Origin of the sequence: Leuconostoc rapi, assembly GCF_016908715.1 — a bacterium.
GTDB classification, from domain to species: Bacteria; Bacillota; Bacilli; order Lactobacillales; family Lactobacillaceae; genus Leuconostoc; species Leuconostoc rapi.
The window spans coordinates 194,586-213,106 of sequence record NZ_JAFBEK010000001.1 but is presented as its reverse complement, the minus strand read 5'-3'; the positions used below and the strand labels follow the sequence as shown (position 1 = coordinate 213,106).

Annotated in this window: 16 protein-coding genes and 1 riboswitch; of the genes, 1 reads left to right on the top strand and 15 read right to left on the bottom strand. The window is 38.4% G+C overall.

Annotated features, from left to right (window positions below; all coding sequences use genetic code 11):
• Nucleotides 1–18: 18 nt before the first annotated feature.
• The 6 genes from JOD28_RS00995 to JOD28_RS00970 form a co-directional block, all read right to left on the bottom strand.
• Nucleotides 19–591, bottom strand: coding sequence for an SLOG family protein (locus JOD28_RS00995; RefSeq protein WP_204769057.1), 573 nt, complete (start codon nucleotides 589–591; stop codon nucleotides 19–21).
• A gap of 49 nt (nucleotides 592–640) precedes the next feature.
• Nucleotides 641–2,818, bottom strand: coding sequence for a transglycosylase domain-containing protein (locus JOD28_RS00990; protein ID WP_204769056.1), 2,178 nt, complete (start codon nucleotides 2,816–2,818; stop codon nucleotides 641–643).
• 23 nt (nucleotides 2,819–2,841) lie between these two features.
• Nucleotides 2,842–3,456 (bottom strand): Holliday junction resolvase RecU, encoded by a 615-nt coding sequence (recU, locus tag JOD28_RS00985; protein ID WP_204769055.1) that lies wholly within the window; start codon nucleotides 3,454–3,456, stop codon nucleotides 2,842–2,844.
• 142 nt (nucleotides 3,457–3,598) lie between these two features.
• Complete coding sequence (locus tag JOD28_RS00980; RefSeq protein WP_204769054.1) at nucleotides 3,599–3,994, bottom strand: hypothetical protein; 396 nt, start codon at nucleotides 3,992–3,994, stop codon at nucleotides 3,599–3,601.
• A 59-nt stretch (nucleotides 3,995–4,053) separates the two neighbouring features.
• A complete protein-coding gene (locus JOD28_RS00975; protein ID WP_239531012.1) occupies nucleotides 4,054–4,605 on the bottom strand; it encodes a hypothetical protein in 552 nt (183 codons plus the stop codon).
• 142 nt (nucleotides 4,606–4,747) lie between these two features.
• Nucleotides 4,748–5,587, bottom strand: a complete 840-nt coding sequence (locus JOD28_RS00970) for a LysM peptidoglycan-binding domain-containing protein (RefSeq protein WP_204769053.1) — start codon at nucleotides 5,585–5,587, stop codon at nucleotides 4,748–4,750.
• 88 nt (nucleotides 5,588–5,675) lie between these two features.
• Between JOD28_RS00970 and JOD28_RS00965 the strand changes: the two genes are divergently transcribed.
• The gene (locus JOD28_RS00965) at nucleotides 5,676–5,990 is read left to right on the top strand and encodes a helix-turn-helix domain-containing protein (protein WP_204769052.1); all 315 of its coding nucleotides are present in this window, start codon (nucleotides 5,676–5,678) and stop codon (nucleotides 5,988–5,990) included.
• A gap of 139 nt (nucleotides 5,991–6,129) precedes the next feature.
• Here JOD28_RS00965 and guaA read toward each other — a convergent pair whose 3' ends face one another.
• The 9 genes from guaA to leuS all read right to left on the bottom strand — a co-directional run bounded on the left by guaA (nucleotide 6,130) and on the right by leuS (nucleotide 18,175).
• A complete protein-coding gene (gene guaA / locus JOD28_RS00960; protein ID WP_204769051.1) occupies nucleotides 6,130–7,677 on the bottom strand; it encodes a glutamine-hydrolyzing GMP synthase in 1,548 nt (515 codons plus the stop codon).
• A 53-nt stretch (nucleotides 7,678–7,730) separates the two neighbouring features.
• Entirely contained in the window at nucleotides 7,731–8,711 is a 981-nt protein-coding gene (locus tag JOD28_RS00955) for an IMP dehydrogenase (protein WP_204769050.1), read from the bottom strand.
• 23 nt (nucleotides 8,712–8,734) lie between these two features.
• Complete coding sequence (gene guaB, locus JOD28_RS00950; protein ID WP_204769049.1) at nucleotides 8,735–9,907, bottom strand: IMP dehydrogenase; 1,173 nt, start codon at nucleotides 9,905–9,907, stop codon at nucleotides 8,735–8,737.
• Between the two features lie 172 nt (nucleotides 9,908–10,079).
• A riboswitch (purine riboswitch) is annotated at nucleotides 10,080–10,176 on the bottom strand.
• Between the two features lie 167 nt (nucleotides 10,177–10,343).
• Nucleotides 10,344–11,237: a zinc metalloprotease HtpX gene (gene htpX / locus JOD28_RS00945; protein WP_204769048.1), complete on the bottom strand. Its 894-nt coding sequence runs from the start codon at nucleotides 11,235–11,237 to the stop codon at nucleotides 10,344–10,346.
• Nucleotides 11,237–11,785 (bottom strand): LemA family protein, encoded by a 549-nt coding sequence (locus JOD28_RS00940; RefSeq protein WP_204769047.1) that lies wholly within the window; start codon nucleotides 11,783–11,785, stop codon nucleotides 11,237–11,239. The genes htpX and JOD28_RS00940 overlap by 1 nt, the downstream gene beginning before the upstream one ends.
• A gap of 74 nt (nucleotides 11,786–11,859) precedes the next feature.
• Entirely contained in the window at nucleotides 11,860–12,777 is a 918-nt protein-coding gene (locus tag JOD28_RS00935; RefSeq protein ID WP_204769046.1) for a hypothetical protein, read from the bottom strand.
• A gap of 3 nt (nucleotides 12,778–12,780) precedes the next feature.
• Nucleotides 12,781–13,632: a hydrolase gene (locus tag JOD28_RS00930; protein ID WP_204769045.1), complete on the bottom strand. Its 852-nt coding sequence runs from the start codon at nucleotides 13,630–13,632 to the stop codon at nucleotides 12,781–12,783.
• 121 nt (nucleotides 13,633–13,753) lie between these two features.
• The gene (locus JOD28_RS00925; protein WP_204769044.1) at nucleotides 13,754–15,697 is read right to left on the bottom strand and encodes a putative polysaccharide biosynthesis protein; all 1,944 of its coding nucleotides are present in this window, start codon (nucleotides 15,695–15,697) and stop codon (nucleotides 13,754–13,756) included.
• A 66-nt stretch (nucleotides 15,698–15,763) separates the two neighbouring features.
• Entirely contained in the window at nucleotides 15,764–18,175 is a 2,412-nt protein-coding gene (leuS, locus tag JOD28_RS00920; RefSeq protein ID WP_204769043.1) for a leucine--tRNA ligase, read from the bottom strand.
• Nucleotides 18,176–18,521: the final 346 nt, after the last annotated feature.

Sequence of the window (18,521 nt, the reverse complement as noted above, 5' to 3'; positions counted from 1 at the left end):
ATACAAGACCATTACGCTTTATTCATAAAAATTATGTTTTTCAGCCTGTATCTCCGCATACTCAGTAGCATACTCTTGTAAACGATCCATATCAATTAGTGTCAAAGGATAAGGCGTAATTGCTTGTTGTTTCTGAATCACTCGATAATCATACAATGTTTTTCCCTCAAATTCTGTATCATAGACCAGCAAGGCACCATCAGTATGCTCTAACATAAATTTTTGATAATTCTGTAATTGCTGTGGCCCCTGATAAGGTGCATTTGAGATACTTTCTGCAAAATCACTTTTAGCCAAGAGTCCTTGTAGCTTAGCTTGACTGTTGGCCTGCCACTGACTACCAAATGACTGAAAAGGTAGCATGATGGCTACTTTCAAACTTGGAAATTCCGCTTTTAATTCGGTTACAACCTCAACCGTCCATTGTTCAATGCCCAATTGTCCACCAGTAATTACCCACTCGAGACCATCCGCTATTTGTTCTTTTAACACCCGCTTTAACGCGTATTTAATCACAATAATCTTTGGATCTTTATCACCATATGTGCCCATCTCGTAATTGCGATAACCTGTCACCCAGAGTCTTAGCATATCTTCACCTTTACAATAAAAGCCTTGCTTACGCAAGGCTTTTATAAACTTAGTTATTACCAGTTGTTGCGCCAACTGCAGCAGAACCTGAAATGCCCGCTTCTGCAGGCGTTTCTCCAGATTGCGGCAATGAATTCACTGCTGGTAACCCGCCATTACTCCATTTTTCACCTTTAACCTCATATTCAACAATATTCCCCTTAACACGTGGGGTTACCGTATCAGGTGCTGTCCAATCAGTATTTGGCTTATTTTGCATAGCATATGACATCACTCTTTGATAAAATTGTGCTGGCAAATCTTGATAATTCCAAGGGATGTAATCTTTGTTGGGCCAGTCATATCCGGTCCAAACTGATAATGCGTAGGATTTTGTATACCCTGTAAACCACGCATCTTTAATCGCTTGGTTTGGCATATTTTCTTCATCTCCATAGCCCACTAACCCAGACTTACCTGCCTGATGCAAACCAGGAATAGCCGCGTCAGCTGCTGTCGCATTTGGTTTGATAACACCTTTCATCATATCAGTTAGCATGAATGCTGTGCTTGTCTTCATCGCACGTTTTCCAGTCACATTATAATTATGTGTTGTACCATCTGCAGTTACAACTTTACTAATATAAGTTGGTTTATAGTAAGTACCTCCGTTCGCGATAGCACCAAAGGCCCCTGCTTCTTCTTCAGTAGACACATCAATACCAATAGCTGAAGAACCGCCCGGTGTGTTTTTTGTTGGTACACCCAAACCATTTACAAACTTTTCTGCATTTTCACCGCCAACTTCTTCCAAAGTTCGCGCGGCCGGAATATTACGAGATTGCGTTAAAGCACTTCTCATTGTAATATTACCCATATCTTTTCGATCCCAGTTGTAAACCGTTGTATTAGTACCAGGATACTTATATTGCTTGTCTTCAACGGTTCGATTAGTTGGCCAATTTAGATATTCAATCGCTGGACCGTAATCCAAAAGTGGTTTAACAGATGAGCCACCGGATCTACCTGTTAGCGTTGCATGATTAGTACCTTGCAAAATTGGCATATTACGCCCACCTACTTGAGCCACAACACGTCCTGTATCAGGATCGGTCATTGTTGCACCAATTTGAGCATCTTCTGAAGGAAATGCAACTGTATTACCGTTAGCATTGTCATACATCGTTTGTTGTAACTTTGAATCCATGTTTGTATAGATTTTCAAGCCAGCTTTATTTGTATCATAACCTAGTGCTTCTGCTTCCTTTAATGTTGACTGAACATAAGCATCGGCTACTTTACGATTATTATTTGCTAATTCTGCCTTAGATGTTAGATCCTGCAGCCCATCAGATACTGGCTTGTTAATCGCCTCATTGGCTTGTTTTTGAGTCACAGCACCGTATTTAACCATTGCATTCAAAACAGTATCACGTCGCTCTTTTGCTCTTGAGTTATCTTTCAAATAAGGATCATAATTAGTTGGTGACTGCGGCATACCAGCCAATAATGCAATTTGATCCAAAGATAGTTCAGTTAAAGGTTTCCCATAAAAATATTCGGACGCAGTTTTCATACCAGAAACGCCATGTCCCATATAAACTTTATTCATATAAAAAGTTAATATTTCGTCTTTTGAAAAGTTTTTCTCCACGCGCATTGCTAACCAAGCTTCTTGCGCTTTACGTTTAATTGTCTGGTCAGCAGTTGATGTACTAAAGACCGATAGCTTAACTAACTGTTGTGTTAATGTAGATCCACCCTGCATACCTAAAGATGACCCACGGACATTGGCTAAGGCTGCACCAGCGATACGTATTGGATCAACACCATTATGTTTATAAAAACGACGGTCTTCAGTTGAAACAACTGCCTGTTTTAGTGATTTTGGGATTTCGTTAGCGTTTGCATAATCACGTTCAACTGTAGATAATTTCCAAATTGATTGACCTTGTGAATCATAAATAGCACTTGACGGTTCAGAGGCTAAATTAGATTCTGTAATATTCGGTGCATCGTTAGCGTACGTCACAAACACCGCAGTTCCAGCCAAAGCACCTATCACGCCTAACACAAGTAGCCATAAAAATATGATCAGAAACCATCGTCGCTTCTTTTTTGGTTTTCGAGGCTTTTTAGGTCCACCAGAATTTCCTGGATGCGGTGTTCGTGGGGGTTCAGTTGCTGGATGATTGTCATACATAGTTTGGTTACGATTAACACGTGACCATTGATTCTCATTTGCCATAATTGCTGGAGTACTCCTAATTGTCAGTTTAAATGTTCAAAGTATCGATCAACTGCTTTTAAATAATCCAAACTTGGATTTAAGCTGTTCGGCACAACATAACTGTCACGCACAATTTCTTGATAAGAAATTGATTGTTTGCCCTTTAATTTTTGCCACTGTGCAATCAAATGCTGGGCTGGATACATATACGTTTCATTTAAAGTTGTAAATTTAATAATCACAAAACCGATGCCATTTTGTGCCAAGATACTGGCTAAATGAACGATTTGGTGTTCATGAAAATTTTTCAATGGAAAAGATGTTTTATTCTTGGTTTCTTTTGCATCAAAATCAATGTAATGCCCTTGGTAAACACCGTTATAGTCTGTGGTAGACGCCTGTTTAAAGTAGGCTTCCGTGACTTTTGCTGCCGATCGCGCTGGATAATCAACTTTCACAATAGTTATTGGCGTTGGTTTTTTGTGAATAACCGCTAAGTGATTAGCCAAGTAATAGTCATTTGCTAGATTGATTTCCTCTTCTAGCCCCATGCCACGCTTACCAAACAGTAATGCTTTTTTCGTTGTTTTGCCAGTACGTATTGTATTTTTAACGTCCGCTGTATGATGTGTTCCAATAGGATAATTGATTGCCATTAACATCCTGATCCTTATTTTTAAACTATATACTTTCTATTTTACCATAAAACAAAAGATGGTAAATTTTATTTTACCATCTTCTTCATTAATAACAATATAACAAACTGTCCAATTAGTTTACTTAGGTTCTGCTTGCGCATTATTTTTTATCGCTTTTAGTGTATTTAAATCCCTCTGTCAGACCTGCTAATCCATCTGCTGACTCAACAACAAAAGACTGTTTATCATCTGATAATTTAGCTGTCATATTGTAGCTATCAATCGTCATTTTTAATTCATTACCAGAAATTGTATATGTGCCAGAATGTGTTTTTTCTCCGTCAGAATATTCAATCACCTTATCCCCATCAAACTTTAAAGTATCCGTTGATGACACCAATATCAAGTTTGTTGTATGTGAATATTCGCCCGTCAAATGCTTCGGAAGAGAAAAAAATATGCAAAGGCCAACAATCACGATCAACACCGCGCTGCCACCAATTATCATATTTTTATTAATTTTACCACTGGCGTTTTTTATTTTTAAAGTATCCATTATTTTATTCCATTTCATTATAATCATATTAAAGTATTAACTTGTTTAACCTAGCAATGTTAAGGTTTCAAAATAGCGTAGGCTTGTCCAATAAAATCTTCAACACTTTTAGAATCTGACAATATCAAAGAGATTTTTGGATAAGAAATAAAATCAGTTAAGATATCGAAATGCCATTCATAATAATCAGTGGTATTTGCTTGTGTATCAGTCTGAGCACCACCAACGGATAGGCCCGATTTTCCTACAGCAGTTGCAAGACCTACTGAGTTGGATGTGCTACTCGTCTGTGCACCAGTATGTACCCGTTCTCTACTGACTTCTTTGATATTCTCTTTATGATAAGCAACTAACAATTCTTTATCCACATCAAAATAAACACATCCTTGGTTGCCATAAATCAAACATCTTCTGCCAATTCTATAGCTTTTCCACGGGTCCACCATCAATTTTTTTGCTAGTGGTTGAATAAACATATCCGTATGTTCATACCAAGTTAACATCAAATCATTATGAGCTGCGTTTAATTCAACAGTCAGTTTTTGACTGAGACCACCTTTTTTTCTAAACATAAAAGATGCAATTAGCAATAACAAACCGCCAAATGCCATTTTCCTGGCATATTTTCTGATACCATAAATTTTTTCTCTCTTCCGTCAATATTATTCAATCAAAAAAATGCCACCATGTTAAGTAGCTATTCTTTCTGGCTCACGCCAATAAAATGTGTTTATATTTTAGTTACTATCTCTCTTATCTTCCCCAACCATCATTATCAAAGTATGCACCATTGGGGGCAGCTGTACCAGTATCAGGGTCGATTGGGTTTTTATCAGAGCCAGGTGTGGCATAATTGATATCTGAGCTACTATTGGTTGTTGGCTTTGAACTATTATTAGTTGAAGTACTGTTTTTTGGTGATGAACTACTTTTAGTTGGTGTACTTGGTGCAGTGGTTGTTCCACTAACAGCTGGTGTAGCACTTGATTCACTAACAGCTGATGTAGTTGATGTAGCACTTGTTCCACTAATAACTGGTGTATCTGGTGTAGCACTTGTTCCACTAATAACTGGTGTATTTGGTGTAATAGTTGTTCCATTAACATCTGGTGTATTTGGTGTAGCACCTGATTCACTAACGGCTGGTGTATCTGGTGTAATAGTTGTTCCATTAACATCTGGTGTGCCTATTGTTGCATTTGTGCCAGAAATGCGATTAATAGATGTCACAGCCGTAATGCTAGCAACGTGACTATTGAAATCTCTTTGGTGCACGAGGGTAACACCTGCAAATATACTGTTGGCATCAGGAATACCATAACGCGAAGCCAAATCATTTACACTTACACCAGTAGCTACTGAAATAGTACCTAATGTATCGCCCCATTGAACTTCGTAATTGTCTAAATCATTCGATTTCTTTTGACTAGCAATATTTTGCTTAACTGTATCTGTTGAATTCGCTTGCCAACTTAATTTTATAGCTGTATTTTGCTTTGAAGAGGCTGTGTTTGTACTAACACTTGCCATTACGGCACTGCTGTCAACAACCAGTGTCATAACACTAACACTAACAAGATTATAATACCACATTTTAAATTAAGTATCAATTTAACCTTTACTTTGTACACCTAATACTAATATATAACTCTGATATTCTAATAGAAAAGGTAAATTTAATATGCAGACAGACTTTTTCGGGGAAAAACTCAAAGCAGTAAGAAAATCTAAAAATCTGACACAATTAGAATTATCAAAACGTCTAGAGGTAAGCAAAGGAACTATTTCAGCCTATGAGCAAGGCCTATCCTATCCGTCACTTGAAACACTAGTTAAAATTTGTGAGATTTTAAATACTTCTTCTGATTACCTACTCAGCTTATCGGATAATTTACCGTTTAAAATGGGCGGATTAACGAGTGAACAGATGAACAGTGTTTTGCAATTTATTGCCACCATCGAACGGGCTAACAGAATACTTGAAGAAAATGAGTGACCAATAGCTTTAAAATGATACCAACTTATTAAGTTATATCACAAAAAAAAGATTACGATAATATCACATTATCGTAATCTTTTTTGCTAGAATCATATCACAGATTGCCTAAAACACTATCTGTCTATTATTTCAATTTTTATTCCCATTCAACCGTGGCTGGTGGCTTAGCAGTAATATCATAGACCACGCGGTTAATATGTCCAACTTCATTAACGATACGTGCTGAGATTTTCTGGAGTAATGGCCATGGCAGCTGGGCAAAGTCAGCCGTCATACCATCAACTGAAGTAATCGCTCTTATAGCAATTGTATAATCATAGGTACGATAATCACCCATGACACCCACTGACCGAACACCAGTTAAAACAGTAAAATACTGCCAAACATCAGCTTCGAGACCAGCTTTTGAAATTTCATCACGTAAAATCCAATCAGAATCTCGTACAATTTCGAGCTTATCTTCTGTAATATCACCCAATATACGAATACCTAACCCAGGGCCTGGAAACGGTTGTCGCCAAACCATTTCGTGAGGCATGTCGAGTGCTTCACCAAGTTCACGCACCTCATCTTTGAATAACGTATTAAGTGGCTCGATTAACTTAAATTGTAAGTCTTCTGGTAAGCCACCAACATTATGATGTGATTTAATTGTTTGAGCAGTATCTGTTCCCGACTCAATCACATCAGTATACAGAGTGCCTTGCGCTAAGAACTCAATACCATCTAACTTTGTTGATTCGTCGTTGAATAGTTGAATAAATTCATTACCAATGATTTTACGCTTTTGTTCAGGATCTGTAATACCTGCCAATTTTGACAAAAAGCGTTCTTGGGCATCTACTTTGATAATGTTCAAACCAAATTGCTGTCCCATCATTTCCATAACTTGTTCAGCTTCATTTTTACGCAGCAAGCCATGATCAACAAAAATAGATGTTAATTGGTTCCCTATAGCCTTATGCAATAAAACACCAACAACTGATGAATCAACACCGCCGGAAAGACCTAACAAAACTTTTTTATCACCAACAACTTCACGAATATGCGCTATTTGTTCATCTATAAAGCCACTCATATCCCAATTGGCTTCAGCATGCGCAATATCAAAAACGAAATTGTGTAAAATTTGTTGCCCATGTTCAGAAAGAGTTGTTTCAGCATGAAATTGTACACCGTACAATCGTCGTTGATCATCAGCAATAGCAGCAATCGGTGTTGCATCAGAACCACCAGCCACCACAAAGCCATCCGGTAAGTTCACGACATTATCTGAGTGGCTCATCAAAACAGTTTGCGAAGCAGGTGTATTTGCAAGTAACAGCCCGTCTGGTTGCTTTTGATGCAAAATTGTTTGTCCAAACTCACCATTGCCAGGATTTGCTTCTACTTTGCCACCTAAAGTTTGTGCCATTAATTGCATACCGTAGCATACACCAAGAATTGGTAGCCCGAGATCGAAGATTGCTTTGTCCACTTTAAAAGCATTCGCTTCGTATACTGACATTGGACCACCAGAAAGAATAATTGCTTTCGGATTATACGCTTTAATTTCCGCTATTGTCATATTGCGTGACTTCAGCTCTGAAAAAACACCCATTTCACGTATTCGGCGGGTAATTAATTGGTTATATTGACTACCGTAGTCCAAGACCAGAACTTTATCGGCATTTACTTCAGCCATTGTGTTACTCTCCTTCAAATTCAAAGTAAATTTCATCTTTGTCAAAATAGCTTTTACTTTGCGTAGTTTGGTGCAATTTTAGTAATTTCAACATCATGTGGATGTGACTCACGAAGCCCATTATCAGTTATTTGAACAAACTGCGCTGTTAATTTCAAGTCTAGTACAGTTGATGACCCTGTATAGCCCATACCAGCTCTCAATCCACCGTCTGCTTGGAAAATAGCATCATCAATAGACATATCACCGCCTGCAAATGTGCCGTCTGCCTCTAAAACTTCACCTTTTAGTAGATCTGTCACTAAGACAGCATCCGCGCCTGCTGAAATGGCTTTTACAACATCACCAGAATAGTGTACCCCACCAGATGAAATAACAGTCTTATCAAAATCAGCTGCTACTTCAGCAATAGCCATAGTGGTCGTTAAGAATGGATAAAATGTATTATTAGGTAAATCTGAATTAACCGATCGGCCAGCAATAACTGCATCAACACCATCTTGATATAAGGCACCGGCAATACCTTGGTCTTCGACAGCACCAACCGCGATAAACACTGTTGGATAAGCTTTTCGAACAGCTTTTACAATAGCATTTGTTTCTGCATTTAAGTCATCTTGTAAATAAAAGAATATGGCATCTGCGCCTGCTGAGACAAGCTTTTCAACGCGTGCTTGCGCGTCTGTAATTAACCAAACCTCCGCAGCAACGCGAACTTTCCCAAACGCATCCAAAAAGGCATTTGGATATTTTTCTAAGTCCACTGGCACCGCTTTTGCAGTTTTAACAGCCAATACTTGTGCGGCTATATCTTCTTGTTCTGCAATAACGCCCAAACCACCATTCAATGCTGTGGCTGCCACGCGCTTATCCGTTGTCACACCTTGTGCCTCAGCAATGACAGGGATATTTAAAATAAAGTTTTGGGCAAGTGCTGTTGCTAGGGATACTGTATGTGGCAAAACATTTGAAGCACCTGGTACAAGCAATACTTGATCATAACCAAGTCCATGATTTTCATTATTTTCAGACATATTTTTTCTCCGTTATTTTAACATTAAAAGGTTGGTATGATAATTGGTTGCTTGTCTTTTGATAGCTTGGCTTCGTAATCAACCACATTGATATCGCGGACAATATAGTCTTTTGACACAAGATCTGTAATTGTTTTGGCACCTATTTCAATCATATCACGGCGAACACTGGTCATGATTGTATCTAAAATATCAGACAAAGCGCCTTTATATGCAACCCGTGCTTCAATACCTTCTGGTACCATTTTCTTGGCCTCATTAACCTCACCTTGGAAGTAACGATCCTTAGACCCTGCTTCCATTGCAGCGATTGATCCCATACCACGATATGTCTTGTACTTTTTACCTTGATCTTCAAAAATAACGCCTGGTGTTTCTTCCGTGCCAGAAAACATCGAACCTAACATCACTGCATTACCACCAGCAGCAAGCGCCTTAACGATATCCTCTGGTGTCTTAGCACCACCATCAGCAATAATTGTTTTCCCACGTTGTGCTGCTTCTTTGGCTGCATCACGAACAGCTGAGATTTGCGGTACGCCAATACCTGCAACAACACGCGTTGTGCAAATTGATCCCGGCCCAATACCTATTTTAACGACATCAGCACCCGCATCATATAACGCTGCAGCGCCACCAGTTGTTGCAATATTGCCAGCAATTATATTTAGATCTGGAAATGCTTCTCTTACTTCTGAAACTTTACGTAACACACCTTCAGAATGGCCATGTGCGGAATCTAAAACAATCGCATCAACACCTGTGGCAACCATAGCTGCCACACGTTTAACAGTATCAGAAGTCACACCAACTGCGCCTGCGACCAACAAACGTCCTTGCTCATCCACAGCAGCATTTAGATATTTCTCAGTATCCCATGCTGCCGTCTTAACGGCTTTGATTTCATCTGCTTGCTCTGCAATTGTCATATTTTTATGAACGACACCCAAACCACCTAACTTAGCCAATTCTATGGCGAAGCGTGATTCTGTTACTGTATCCATTGCAGCAGATAATAACGGCAACTTTAACTTTAACGTTGGTGTGAGTGTTGTTTCAACGTGCAGCTCGTCATTTTCAACATGATTATTTTGATCATGTACTAACCTGACATCGTCAAATGTTAAGCCCATTTTTGCAAATTTATTGCGCGAGCTAAACTTAGGTTTTTCGTCATCTAGGAAAAATTTTTGCATGAGATCCTCCATTTTTAAACGTATGAACATTGGTTTACTGTTCGATACTTGTTGTCTAGTTAGCCTTTTTGTTAACACCATTGTCAACAGATCCGCCGTCATATAATTTTTTGGAACAAAAAAAGCATCTGGGATACACAGATCCACAAATGCACGAATAATATCACTTTGATATTTTCTAACATTTGCGAATAGTCACGACTTTTGGGACGTGGTAGAAACTGCTGGCCATTTTCCAGCGATATATCTGCAAACAAATGATTTAGTTGTTGGTATAACTTTAACGGTTTTTATGAGAAAAATCAACCCTTAATTATTCAGATTGACATTGGGACCAGTGCACACCATAAATTATCATTTACTATTTTTAAAATGCAAGCTAGCTAGTTAAGTGACACACATAAAAAGCCAGACATATTGATTATCTGGCTTGATCTTACATTCTTTCTAAACGCGCAATGCGCTCTTCGATCGGTGGGTGTGTTTCAAATAAGTGCGTTTTCTTTTTTAAAGGGTTGCTAATATAGAGTGCCGCTGATGAAGGATCAACATTAGCCATTGGCTTTGCCGACCCTAATTTACGCAATGCAGAAATCAGTTCTTGCGGGTTCCGTGTTAGCTCAACGCTACCCGCATCTGCAAGATATTCACGATTACGCGAAATAGCCATTTGAATGACGCCTGCAAGCAATGGTGCAAGTACCATGACTAAAATTGAAAAGATTAACAAGATAACTTGCAGACCACCACCATTGTTATCTCGATCATTACGATTTCGGTTACTACCACCAAAAAACCACCAATTACTACCAAGATTTGTTAACAACGTGATAGCAGCCATTAAAGCTAATGCAATAGTCGATATACGAATATCATAGTTTCGCACATGACTTATTTCATGACCAATCACACCTTCTAGTTCATGACGATCCATCATTGCTAGCAAGCCAGTCGTGGCAGCAACTGCTGCATTTTTGGGGCTGTTTCCTGTCGCAAACGCATTAGGACTTGCATCCTGAATCACAAATACGCGTGGCATAGGTACTTGCGCAACCATTGCCATATCTTCAACTGTATGCCATAATTCCGGTGCTTGATCTGCTTGTGTAATTTCATTGCCGTGATTCATTGCCATCACAACATTTGTTGAATTACTAATCATGATGACAGTATAAACAACACCAATGATTAAAGCACCAACGACCCCATACTCCAAAGAGCCAAGTAACAAATAACCCACTGCAGCGCCAACAATCCCTACTAGAATAAGGAAGCCAACCAACAGCACAATAGTTCGACGCTTATTTGATTGTATTTGTTCAAATAACATTAAAATTTAACCGTTGGCACTTCTTTTTCATCTTCTGGTACGGCAATAAATTCACTTGGCGTGAAATGATGCACGCCAGCAATAATATTGCTAGGAAACGATTGTAGTTTGGTATTATATCCAGCTGTTGTCGTGTTAAACAATTGACGTGAATAGGCAATCTTGTTTTCTGTGTTTGTTAATTCTTCTTGTAACTTTGTAAAATTAGCACTAGCTTTCAAATCTGGGTACGCTTCTGCAACGGCAAATAGGTGTGTTAACGCACCTGTTAATTGATCAGAAGCGACCATCGTTTCAGCTGGTCCTTTTGCACTATTCACATTTGTTCGTGCATCCGTTACGGCTTGCAGCGTTGACTTTTCAAAGTCTGCATAACCTTTAACTGTGTTCACAAGGTTGGGAATCAAATCATTTCGACGTTTCAATTGTACGTCAATTTGACTCCATGATTCCTGTGTTTGCATGCGATATTTGACCAAGCTATTGTAAATGCTAATCCAAATAATCGCAATGATTACTACTACCGCGACAATAATAATTAATGCCATATGTTTTGCCTACTTTCTTTTATTAATCCTTAATTTTTCGACATTTTGTGTGTTCATTAGATGTTGTCAGGCACCTAATCAACAAAGACCTCTCGCTTATCCTTTAAACCAACTATTGTGAAGTGGTCATCATACCATTGATAAAAAAATGGTAACTGCTGAAATAAAGTATAGATGGTAACTTCTTTGTTACTATCTATAATATCATATGTCCACTGTTCATGGCCATTATTTGTGGGGTGTTGCGTTAATTGTAACTCTATATCACCAACTTCAATTTCAACGCCAGTTGCGTCATCTCTTATGCGCTTTAAAATAAATTGTTGTTTAGCTGCATTAACAAACAAGCTATCCAAAATACTTGTTGGTAAACCTTCTTGAACCATCTTTAAGTGCATTTGTTCTAATTGTGACAACCCTGGCAGCACCAAATCATAAGATTCTTCTGACAATTGTGTAGCAATTGCAGTTAATCGTTTTTGAAAAGTAGCTAAGGCATGAACACCTGCTAATTGAATGGCCTCTGTTTGCACAAGTTTAGCAAATTGTTGGGTGTCGAGGTAGAAACGCTTCCGCTTGATATCCCAATAGAGCACTCTTAAATTTTGTGCTGTTTCTTCTAAATAATAGCCACCCGCAGCAAGAGGCGCCTTCATAAAGCGAAACGTGGCATTTGGCCACTCTGAAAAATGCAATTCAGCTACCTTTTGACCATTGGGTAGAGCCATATCAGTTTGTGATAGAGAGGCCCAAGCTGCACATTTTGCAAATGCCACAGTAACCCAATGTGTACTTGGAAACCAGTAATCATTTGCAATACGAACCATCTGAGACTGATGACTATCAAAATCTAAAATTTTTTGCAAAATATCTAGTAATTCTGACATACTTTGTGTTTGATCCAACGCCTTAATCAGCGCGTGCCATCGCTCAAATAAAGTCAAATCTTTTTTTAATTGTTCGCTATAGTTTTGTATATTAAAATCATTCATACGTTATTTTTGACCTAATTGTGTCATATACGTGACATATATATGATCTAACTCTGCTGTAAAATTAGTTACATCTGCATACTGTTTTAAAATGGCTTGTAATTCCAGATGACGCAATGCATCTTCTTTTTCGAGTACTAATAATTCTTCCCGTTGGTCAATCAATTTTTGTTGGACTTCTGGCACTCTTTTCTGTGTCGCCACTAACAAGTCACGTTTTTTAGTTAGTGCCTCTCTTGTCGTTTTATCGACGCGACCAAATAGTCCTGATTTGTTTGCTGTAATTTCTTCTAATTGATCTTCGATGACTTTAAGCTCGAGTGAGCGTTTTGTATCGTCAGCTAAAAACGTCTTCAAACCTGTTACAATTTGAGTTAATTCGGCAATTTTTTGCTGATTAAGTGTGTCTCCTTCAGTTAGTTCAGCCGTGGTTACTAATTCTGCTACCAAGTCATCATCTACTGTTAGCGTGACTGAAAGTATATTTAGTGTACCCAATTGACGATGATGCCACCAATCACCAATATAGATACGGTAGTTCTCTGGTTCATCTACCACAGCCTCATATGTCAAAAAATCAAATTGTGTCACCATAAAATGCAATAACTCAGGTGCTAAATATGCAGCAAGATCTTGTTGCATATCCGAAATCAAAAGAGCAGATTGGTTTTCAGTAATCAAATCACTGTTTTTTAAATTCAACTGTTCAAATTTTTTTGAATCAAGTAATTGATAAACCTGTAACGATTGATTAGTTGTAATCGCTAATTGTAATTGTTTTAAGTATAAAATTTTTTTATCGAGCTGATTTACAAGTTCTGGATTCAATATTATTTGGGTATCTTGATTTGTCATATCTACGTCTCCATTTAGCGCAAAACTTATTTTTAGCATACACCAACTTTGGAAATAAGCATACCCTATTAACCATTCTTTATCTACTTAGTTTAAAATGACATAAAAAAAGCGATGATAATCATCGCTTTGGCCGTAATTTTTGTGGAATATAACTTATTTTGCTACCTAATAAGTCATCCCCAAAGCCCATACGTAAGTATAGCAAGATCACAACGATACCACCCAATCCAGCACTAAGTAACGATGTAATCGTAACAGATATTTTTGTATCGACCGGAAAGACGAAATTACCCAATAGGAATACAACGAAGTAAGCTATAATCGCCATAATCGCAGCACCAATAAACAACTGCCATAGTTCCTTCTCAACTGATATAAGCGATACGCCATAGACTTTTTTTAAGAAGTCTAACATGTACGCAATTGCTATTGCCATACCAACCATGCTAGCCATTAAAGCACCCATCCCTTCAAAATAACGAACAAGTGGCACCTGTAAAGCAATTTTCACGAGCATACCAAATACGAAAGCTTTAATAACAATTGATACCTCTGATAAAGCCTGTAAAACAAACGCTAAGAGCATAAATAAACTAAAAACGATTGCTAGTATTGTTGAATATTGTAATAGGTAAATACCTTCCTGGTTTGACACGTCAATTGGATAAAACATTTTATAAAGCGGTCCAGCAATGGCAAACATACCCAGTGTACTTGGCAACATAACCAACGCAAACAATTTAATTACTTGCTTCAATTGCTCTTGAATATTTTCACGCGTCAGTGTTGCTTTGTTGCCTGACAACATAGGTAAGATTGTTGCCGCTATACTCGTTGAAAACGGCACAATAATCATGATTAATTTATTCGGATTAGCACTAAATAATGCAAATTGTGTTTGTAATTGTGTATTCGTATTCGCAAAAAAATGTGCCATGATATCAAAATAAGTATATTGATCAACTAATTGGAACAGCGTGATAGCTGAACCAATGATAATAAATGGCCATGATTCTTTCAGAATGTTAAAAATCAGACGTAGTGTTGGCGTCTTTTCCTCAGGAACAACTTGTGACAAAGTACTTGATAGAAAGACATGACGGTACCTTAACCAACCCCAGACAAGTACCAACATACTAAATATTGCACCAATAAACGCAGCAAAAGTCGATTGCACAACGACCGCACTCCAATTACCCGGATTTGCTTTTAAAATAATAACTGCAGTTACCAGCATATAAATAACACGTGCAATTTGCTCCACAACTTGAGATAAAGCTGAAATACTCATCAATTGATAACCTTGAAACACACCACGAAGCATTGACATGACTGGAAAAATTGCCACTGCTGGTGCTAAGGAATGCAAAACAGGTACAAAATTAGCATTGCCCATGGAAAGCACTGGCGTAAGTAGGTAAATAGCAGAACCAAATACAATGCCTAAAAATATACCTAACCACATTGATTGACGGATTAACTGGCGCGATTGATAAACATTTTGACGTGCATTATACTCGGCCACTAATTTTGAGATTGCCGAAGGGACACCAAATGTAGCAATAGCTAAAAATATAGCATATATCGTGTACCCTTGCGTAAATAAACCATTGGCACGATTGGAGTTAGATCCTAATAATGCCATCCAAGGCACAATATAAACAGCCCCTAAAATGCGCGATAACATGTTACCAGCTGATAACCAGGCAGAACCTTTGACTAACGTTGCTTGTGTATCATTTTTCACTGGTTCAGATGAAGTCACATTTTTTGGTATCGCGGCTGTTGCAACCGGGTCCGTTATTGCTGTCGCCTTTAAGTTTGGTTTTTTCTGACCTATTTTTTGACGAGACGCTTCATTTTTGGCTTTAATCGCCGCAATTTCATGATCATTTGGTTGTTGGGCACCACCGTGCCCTGATTGCACTTGTTGTTTCTGTTGTACGCGTTGGTGCGCTCGTGCTAATATTTCATCTGCACTTAATATTTGACCGTCAACATTAATTTTGTCAACATGTTGACCACGCATTTTCAGATCATCTGGATGTTGTTCACCCGCCATTTGTGTACTCCTCTTACTTTATGTACGCTGGCATACACCAGCTTATTAGTCCTTTAAAGATTAATTTTAACCAACAACAATATTGACAAATTTTCCTGGAATTGCAATAATTTTGCGAATTGTTTTTCCAGCAATAAAATTCTGAACATTATCATCTAATTTCGCAGCAGCCATCATGCTATCTTGATCAATATCACGTGCAACAGTTGCCTTACCACGTACCTTACCATTGACTTGGAATATAATTTCAACAGTATCATCAACAAGTTGCGATTGATCGTACGTTGGCCAAGTAACATATGAAATTGATGCCTCATTTCCCAGACGAACCCACAATTCTTCAGCTAAATGCGGTGCGAATGGTGCCAATAATTGGATAAAACCATTCATGTAAGCAAGTGGTAACGCATCTGATTTATAGGCTTCATTGATAAACACCATCATTTGAGAAATGGCGGTATTAAAGCGCATGTTTTCCAAATCCTCAGTCACTTTTTTAACTGTTTGATTATAAATTTTATCTAAGTCACCTGGATTATAAGTTGTCACATGGTCACGTAGACGTTCGTCATCGTCAATTAACAAACGCCAGACACGATCAAGCCAACGCCGTGATCCTGTGATGCCTTCTTCAGACCATGGTTTATTTTGTGTTAGGGGTCCCATAAACATTTCATAAACGCGCAACGTATCTGCACCAAAAGCTGTAACAATATCATCTGGATTAACAACGTTACCCTTTGATTTTGACATTTTTTCGTGGTTTGCGCCTAAAATCATTCCTTGATTGACTAACTTTTGGAATGGTTCTTTTGTTGGTACAACACCCAAATCATATAAAAATTTATGCCAAAAACGAGCGTACAATAAGTGTAACACAGCATGTTCTGCACCGCCAACGTACAGGTCAACATTCATCCAATACTTTAGTTTGTCTGAATCTGCTAATGCAACATCATTGTTGGGGTCAATATAACGCAAGAAATACCATGATGAACCAGCCCACTGTGGCATTGTATTCGTTTCACGGCGACCCTTAACACCATCTTCACGTGTCACTTCCAGCCAATCAGTCAAGTTAGCAAGTGGTGATTCTCCACTACCTGATGGTCTTAGCTCTGTTGCACGTGGCAATAAGAGAGGTAATTCTTTTTCAGGAATCAAAGAAGTTGTCCCATCTTCCCAATGAATGACTGGAATGGGTTCACCCCAATAACGTTGACGTGAAAAAATCCAATCACGTAAACGGAAGTTAGTCTGGGCATGTCCAGCTTCATGCGACGCCAACCATGCTATTGTTTGATCAATGGCTGAAGCTTTATCTAAACCATCTAAGAAACCAGAGTTAATATGTGTCCCATCACCAGTATAAGCTTCTTGGGTGACATCTCCACCAGCAATCACTGGTTTAATGTTCAAATCAAATTTTTTCGCAAAATCAAAGTCGCGTGCATCGTGTGCAGGAACTGCCATAATCGCACCGGTACCATATGATGCTAAAACATAGTCAGCAATCCATATTGGCAACTTTTCACCATTAATTGGATTAATACCATATGCACCTGTGAAAACACCCGTTTTATCTTTATTTAAATCTGTACGTTCCAAATCAGATTTAGCTGCGATTGTCGCACGATAATCTGCTACAACTTGTTTTTGAGCATCAGTCACAATATCATCAACTAAAGTGTGTTCTGGTGCTAAAACCATATATGACGCACCAAATAATGTATCAGGTCGCGTTGTGTAGACTTCAATTCGCTTATCGGTATCGGCAATATTGAAAAACACTGCAGCGCCTTTTGAACGACCGATCCAATGCCGTTGTTGTTCTTTGATCGCTTCTGGCCAATCTAAATCATCTAAATCATCAACCAAGCGATCTGCGTAAGCTGTTATTTTTAAGACCCATTGACGTAAAGCCTTACGTTCAACTTTATTACCTGAACGCTCCGACTTACCATCAATAACTTCCTCATTAGCCAAGACAACGCGATCAATTGGGTCCCAATTGACCATCATATTTGACTCATAAGCTAAGCCTTTTTCGTACAATTTTTCAAAAATCCATTGCGTCCATTTATAAAATTTGGGATCGGTCGTATTTATTTCACGATTCCAATCATACGAAAGACCCAAAGATTTAATTTGTTCACGAAAATGTGCGACGTTTTGACTTGTGAAGTCAGCAGGATTGTGTCCCGTTTTTAAAGCATATTGTTCTGCTGGCAAACCAAAAGCATCCCACCCCATTGGGTGAAGCACATTAAATCCTTGTGTTCGTTTAAATCGGCTCATGATATCAGTCGCTGTGTAACCTTCAGGATGCCCGACATGTAAACCCTGCCCGGATGGATATGGAAACATATCCATTGCATAATACTTCGGCTTGCTTGTATCGTCACTAGTTAAAAATGTCTGATGTTCATCCCAATACTTTTGCCATTTTGTTTCAATTTTTTGATGTTCGTAGGCCATGCTTATCTTTCGTGCTATCATGATCATAAATTGCGTGATCTCAACAACACTTCCTCCTCATTATTTTGATAATTAAAACTAAAAAAGTTCGCTCTATGTCACACTAAAAGCATGACATAGGGCGAATTATCGCGGTACCACCTATGTTCACGTACCAAAAATACGTCTCATCTGTCTTAACGCGACAACACGTCGAAAACTACTCTGATTTCACTTTCAAACAATTTCGCCGAGTTCCACGGGTTGATTGATAAACTTGCATTACCGTTTATTTTCTAATGCCCCTCACCGTGTACTACTGCTAAATATAATGACCTAATTATATCACGTTTTATTAAAATCAGGT

Excerpts from the sequence above, each read along its gene's own strand:
- JOD28_RS00995 (WP_204769057.1), bottom strand. The coding sequence starts at position 591 with ATGCTAAGACTCTGGGTGACAGGTTATCGCAATTACGAGATGGGCACA.
- JOD28_RS00990 (WP_204769056.1), bottom strand. The coding sequence starts at position 2,818 with ATGGCAAATGAGAATCAATGGTCACGTGTTAATCGTAACCAAACTATG.
- recU (WP_204769055.1), bottom strand. The coding sequence starts at position 3,456 with ATGGCAATCAATTATCCTATTGGAACACATCATACAGCGGACGTTAAA.
- JOD28_RS00980 (WP_204769054.1), bottom strand. The coding sequence starts at position 3,994 with ATGGATACTTTAAAAATAAAAAACGCCAGTGGTAAAATTAATAAAAAT.
- JOD28_RS00975 (WP_239531012.1), bottom strand. The coding sequence starts at position 4,605 with ATGGCATTTGGCGGTTTGTTATTGCTAATTGCATCTTTTATGTTTAGA.
- JOD28_RS00970 (WP_204769053.1), bottom strand. The coding sequence starts at position 5,587 with ATGTGGTATTATAATCTTGTTAGTGTTAGTGTTATGACACTGGTTGTT.
- JOD28_RS00965 (WP_204769052.1), top strand. The coding sequence starts at position 5,676 with ATGCAGACAGACTTTTTCGGGGAAAAACTCAAAGCAGTAAGAAAATCT.
- guaA (WP_204769051.1), bottom strand. The coding sequence starts at position 7,677 with ATGGCTGAAGTAAATGCCGATAAAGTTCTGGTCTTGGACTACGGTAGT.
- JOD28_RS00955 (WP_204769050.1), bottom strand. The coding sequence starts at position 8,711 with ATGTCTGAAAATAATGAAAATCATGGACTTGGTTATGATCAAGTATTG.
- guaB (WP_204769049.1), bottom strand. The coding sequence starts at position 9,907 with ATGCAAAAATTTTTCCTAGATGACGAAAAACCTAAGTTTAGCTCGCGC.
- htpX (WP_204769048.1), bottom strand. The coding sequence starts at position 11,237 with ATGTTATTTGAACAAATACAATCAAATAAGCGTCGAACTATTGTGCTG.
- JOD28_RS00940 (WP_204769047.1), bottom strand. The coding sequence starts at position 11,785 with ATGGCATTAATTATTATTGTCGCGGTAGTAGTAATCATTGCGATTATT.
- JOD28_RS00935 (WP_204769046.1), bottom strand. The coding sequence starts at position 12,777 with ATGAATGATTTTAATATACAAAACTATAGCGAACAATTAAAAAAAGAT.
- JOD28_RS00930 (WP_204769045.1), bottom strand. The coding sequence starts at position 13,632 with ATGACAAATCAAGATACCCAAATAATATTGAATCCAGAACTTGTAAAT.
- JOD28_RS00925 (WP_204769044.1), bottom strand. The coding sequence starts at position 15,697 with ATGGCGGGTGAACAACATCCAGATGATCTGAAAATGCGTGGTCAACAT.
- leuS (WP_204769043.1), bottom strand. The coding sequence starts at position 18,175 with ATGGCCTACGAACATCAAAAAATTGAAACAAAATGGCAAAAGTATTGG.